The organism is Parasynechococcus sp. (assembly GCF_042954245.1).
In the GTDB taxonomy this organism is placed as follows: Bacteria; Cyanobacteriota; Cyanobacteriia; order PCC-6307; family Cyanobiaceae; genus Parasynechococcus.
This window is the reverse complement of sequence record NZ_JBGKDP010000067.1, coordinates 1-2,027: the sequence shown is the minus strand read 5'-3', so window position 1 is coordinate 2,027 and position 2,027 is coordinate 1. Positions and strand designations below refer to the sequence as shown.

2 protein-coding genes are annotated in these 2,027 nt (G+C 66.2%); both read left to right on the top strand.

Features of this window, described 5'->3' with window-relative positions:
- The first annotated feature begins 68 nt into the window (after positions 1-68).
- Positions 69-1,466 (top strand): hydantoinase/oxoprolinase family protein, encoded by a 1,398-nt coding sequence (locus ACGVJ8_RS03360; RefSeq protein WP_392345482.1) that lies wholly within the window; start codon positions 69-71, stop codon positions 1,464-1,466.
- Positions 1,348-2,027, top strand: a 680-nt coding sequence (locus ACGVJ8_RS03355) for a hydantoinase B/oxoprolinase family protein (protein ID WP_392345481.1), incomplete at its 3' end; no start/stop codon positions are given. The genes ACGVJ8_RS03360 and ACGVJ8_RS03355, both read left to right, overlap by 119 nt.

Sequence of the window (2,027 nt, the reverse complement as noted above, 5' to 3'; positions counted from 1 at the left end):
CGTGATGCCCCGCCTGGTGCCGTGGGGTCAGACGGCGTTGGTGGAGGGAGCCGTGCATCCGGTGCTGGATGGCTCTGCAGCAGGTGCAAGGGGCGCTCGGTGGCGCCACACCACTGCGGGTGATGACCTCCAGCGGAGCATTGCAGTCTCCAGACAGGCTGCAAGCCAAAGAAACAATCCTCTCGGGGCCAGCGGCCGGCATGGTCGGGGCAATCGCCGCGGCGCGGATGGCCGGCTTTGAAGGGGTGCCGGTGCTGGGCTTCGACATGGGGGGCACGTCGACGGATGTGTTCTGTGTGGCTTCCGCCGATGGGCAGGCCTTGCGGCAAGTGAAAGAACAGACCGAGATCGCCGGCTTGCAGTTGCTTGCCCCACGCCTGCCGATTGAAACCGTGGCGGCCGGAGGCGGATCGGTGCTGGAGCTGCAGGGTGAGCGGCTGCGGGTGGGGCCCCGCTCCGCTGGAGCGCAACCGGGCCCGGCCTGTTATCGCGCCGGCGGACCGCTCACCATTACCGACACCAACCTGCTGCTGGGGCGACTTCAGGTGGACCGCTTCCCGCCGGTGTTCGGCCCGTCCGGGGATCTGCCACCGGATGTTGAGGTGGTGCGGCATCGCTTCGCCAATCTCGCGGCAGCGCTGGGGCAGACCCCGGAGCGGGTGGCATCTGGGGCGTTACAACTGGCGGTGGAAACCATGGCCGCTGCGATTCGCCGGGTATCGCTGCATCGCGGTGAGGACATTCGCGGCGGGGTGTTGGTGGCCTACGGGGGGGCTGGTGGTCAGTACGCCTGTCGCCTGGCGGATGAACTGGGGCTGAACACAGTGCTGTTGCATCCCATGGCCGGAGTCCTCTCCGCCTTTGGCATGGGCCAGACCCGCCAGCGCTGCCGGCGGCAGGTGCATCTCGGCGTTGCCCTCGCGCCTGATCTGTTGGCGGCCCTGCCGGATCAGGTTGAGCGGCTGACGTGTGAAGCGCAGGAGACCTTGTGTCGCCAGGGGGATCTCGCTGATGCCGATGCGGGGGAGCCGGAGGTCTGGGTCAACTTGGCCCTGCGTTATCCCTCTGCCGAGCAGACCCTGGTGCTCACCTGGTGCGCCGAGCAAGGTGTTGATGCCGTGATCTCGGCCTTCCAGGCGAGCCATCATCAACGCTACGGCTACTGCATTGATGCCGATCAGGCCCTGATTGTCGAACAGATCAATGTTGAGGTCACAGCACCCCAACAGTTCGATATCACAGCCGCAGCTGAGATGGCCGAACCAACGCCAGGGGTGGAGATATTCCCGCAGGTGTCGATGCACCTGGATTCGAGCGGCTGGACGCAGGTTCCGTTGCTGAACCGCAGTGCCCTGCCGCCGAATCAGCGGATTGCAGGCCCGGGTGGCGGAGGGGGGCACGCTGTTGCTGGAGCGCCGGCAACCCGCGGTCGGATCACCTGCGCTGGCACAGGCTGGTGCCCATGACCCGTTGCAGGCGGAACTGTTTCGCCACCGCTTAATGGCGATCGCTGAACAGATGGGGGAACAGCTGCGGCAAAGCAGTCACTCCGTGAACATCCGCGAGCGCCTGGATTTCTCCTGTGCGTTGTTCGATGCCACGGGTGCCCTGGTGGCCAATGCCCCCCACATTCCGGTGCACCTCGGGTCGATGGGAGACAGCGTGCGCGACCTGCTGGCCCAGGTAGCGACCGGTGATGTCGCACCGCTGCAGCCTGGCGACACGCTGCTCAGCAACGACCCTTTTCATGGCGGCACTCACCTGCCCGACGTCACCGCCATCTCGCCGGTGTTCTGCAACGGGGATCAGCCCAGCTTCTTTGTAGCCAGCCGTGGCCATCACGCCGATGTGGGTGGCATCGCTCCCGGGTCGATGCCGTCCTTCAGTCGCACCATTGCTGATGAGGGCCTGCTGTTTGTGCGCCAGCGCCGGGTTCTCGCCGCTGATTTGGAAGCGGTGTGGAGCGGCATGGCGACGCCCCCCCGCAATCCTCCGGAGCTGCTAGCCGACCTTCAGGCGCAGGTGGT

Coding starts and splice junctions, on each gene's coding strand:
- ACGVJ8_RS03360 (WP_392345482.1), top strand. CDS start 69: ATGGCTCTGCAGCAGGTGCAAGGGGCGCTCGGTGGCGCCACACCACTG.